Below are 1,760 nucleotides of genomic sequence, written 5' to 3'. Positions count from 1 at the left end.
CCCGGGCCACCGGCCCGAGCGACAAGGTCCGGCGCTTCCGCCGCTGGATGCTCCTGACCGCGATCAGCGCCTACCTCGGGCACGCCTGCTACCTCGTGCAGACCGCAGCCCTCGGCGGGCCCTACGTCGGGCTGCTGCTGGCCCTCTTCGGCTTCGCCCTCGACCTCAAGGTGCGCGGCCACGGCCTGCGCGTCACCGAGGTCCGCGGCTTCGGCCCGCTCCTGCTGCTGATCATCATGCGCATCCCGGTGGCCTCCGGCCTGCTCGTCGCCGTTGGGGCCCACCGCCTGCTCGCCGCCCTCCCCATCTGACCTTCCCCACACAGGAGTTACCACCATGAGCGGGTCCCTCATCGGCACCATCTCGGCCTCGGGCGTCTGCCTCGTGATCACGGTCTGGCTGCTCGTCGGCCACCGCGGCAAGGGCAAGCTGGCGAACCAGCACGAGGATCACCACACCTCGTACTGGATGTTGGCGTTCGGCCTGTTCAGCCAGGGCGCGGCCCAGGCGTTCAGCGCCCCCAAGCAGGTCGGTGACGCGGTCACCGCCTCCATCGACAGCCAGTTCAACGCGGGGGCCGGGGCGATCGCGCTGATCATGTTCATCATCCTTTTCGGCACCAAGCCGCGCTGGTGGAAGGACGTCGTCTGCGGGGCGACGCTGCCCGCGTCGGCCATGGCCGCCGGCGGCGTGCTGGCCATCCCGTTCACCGTCGCCGGTTCGTTCCTCCACGGCCTGTTCGGGGTGGCTGCCTGATGAGCACCAGCGTGGAGCACACCGAGCAGGACCAGGACGTCGAGGTCGAGGACGTCGAGCTGGACCAGGACGTCGAGGACGTCGAGGACCAGGTCGAGGACGAGGACGAGGGGGAGGGCATGGAGGAGCGGGTCGAGGCGATGGCCCAGGCGTTCACCGTCCGTCTGCTGGCCGCCGTCCTGGTCGTGCGGAAGAGCACCACTACCGCCTGCGTGCCGGTGCGGGCCGTCATCACCGGCAGCCCGTACGTGTGGGCCCGGCTGTGGGCGCCGGTCGCCAGCCGCCTCGGGGAGCACTCCGAGGAGCGCTCGACCATCGCGGCCGGGCTCAGCCAGGCCCGGCCCGCCGAGCTGGCGAAGCTGACCGACCCGGTCGCCATCGCCACCAAGAAGGCCGGCTACGCCGAAGCCGACAAGGCGGCCCGGAAGGAGCAGTTCAGCCAGCTCGGCAACATCGGCATCGGCGTCGGCATCGCCGCCTTCCTGGGCATCCCCATGGCCTGGCAGTTCATCGGCCCGTGGGTGTCGACCATCGCCTGGTCCTGCATCGGGCTGTGGTGCGTGGCCGCGATGGCCCACGCGCCCAAGGCCCGTACCGCTCCGAAGCCCTCTCCCCGGCCCATCGTGACCACCGCCTCCGGCACCGGCACGACGGCCACCACCGCCCCCGCTCCGGCCCGGGCCGAGACCCGCCCCACGACCCTGTCCCCGGCGGAACTGATCACCGCTCTGGAGCGCATGGTGGCGCTCCGCGCGATGAGCGACGGCGGCCTCGGCAAGGTCCACCTCGCGGAGGCCCTCGTCTCCTTCCAGCGCACCGGCCTCTACCCCGGTATGAAGACCCGCGATTTCAGCCCCATCGTCAAGGCCACCGGACTCCCCACCGACGAGGGCGTGAGGGTCGGCAAGAAGGTGACCACGGGCCTCACCTTCAAGCTCCTCCAAGCCCACCTCGGACGCCCTCCCCAGGCACCCGCCCAGCAGGCCCCCGCGGCCTCCTCCGCC

3 protein-coding genes are annotated in these 1,760 nt (G+C 71.5%); all 3 read left to right on the top strand.

What is annotated here, in order from left to right; genetic code table 11:
* The coding region (locus tag ABD323_RS40845; RefSeq protein WP_344447171.1) for a hypothetical protein at positions 1-311 on the top strand (311 nt) is incomplete at its 5' end.
* A 25-nt stretch (positions 312-336) separates the two neighbouring features.
* Entirely contained in the window at positions 337-756 is a 420-nt protein-coding gene (locus tag ABD323_RS40840; protein ID WP_184926018.1) for a hypothetical protein, read from the top strand.
* Positions 756-1,760 (top strand): hypothetical protein (locus tag ABD323_RS40835; RefSeq protein WP_344447170.1); only part of this gene is annotated, 1,005 nt, incomplete at its 3' end. The genes ABD323_RS40840 and ABD323_RS40835, both read left to right, overlap by 1 nt.

The organism is Kitasatospora nipponensis (assembly GCF_039528135.1).
In the GTDB taxonomy this organism is placed as follows: Bacteria; Actinomycetota; Actinomycetes; order Streptomycetales; family Streptomycetaceae; genus Kitasatospora; species Kitasatospora nipponensis.
Note: the sequence above shows the minus strand (reverse complement) of the source record. Positions and strands in the feature narration are given on the sequence as shown.

Coding starts and splice junctions, on each gene's coding strand:
- ABD323_RS40840 (WP_184926018.1), top strand. CDS start 337: ATGAGCGGGTCCCTCATCGGCACCATCTCGGCCTCGGGCGTCTGCCTC.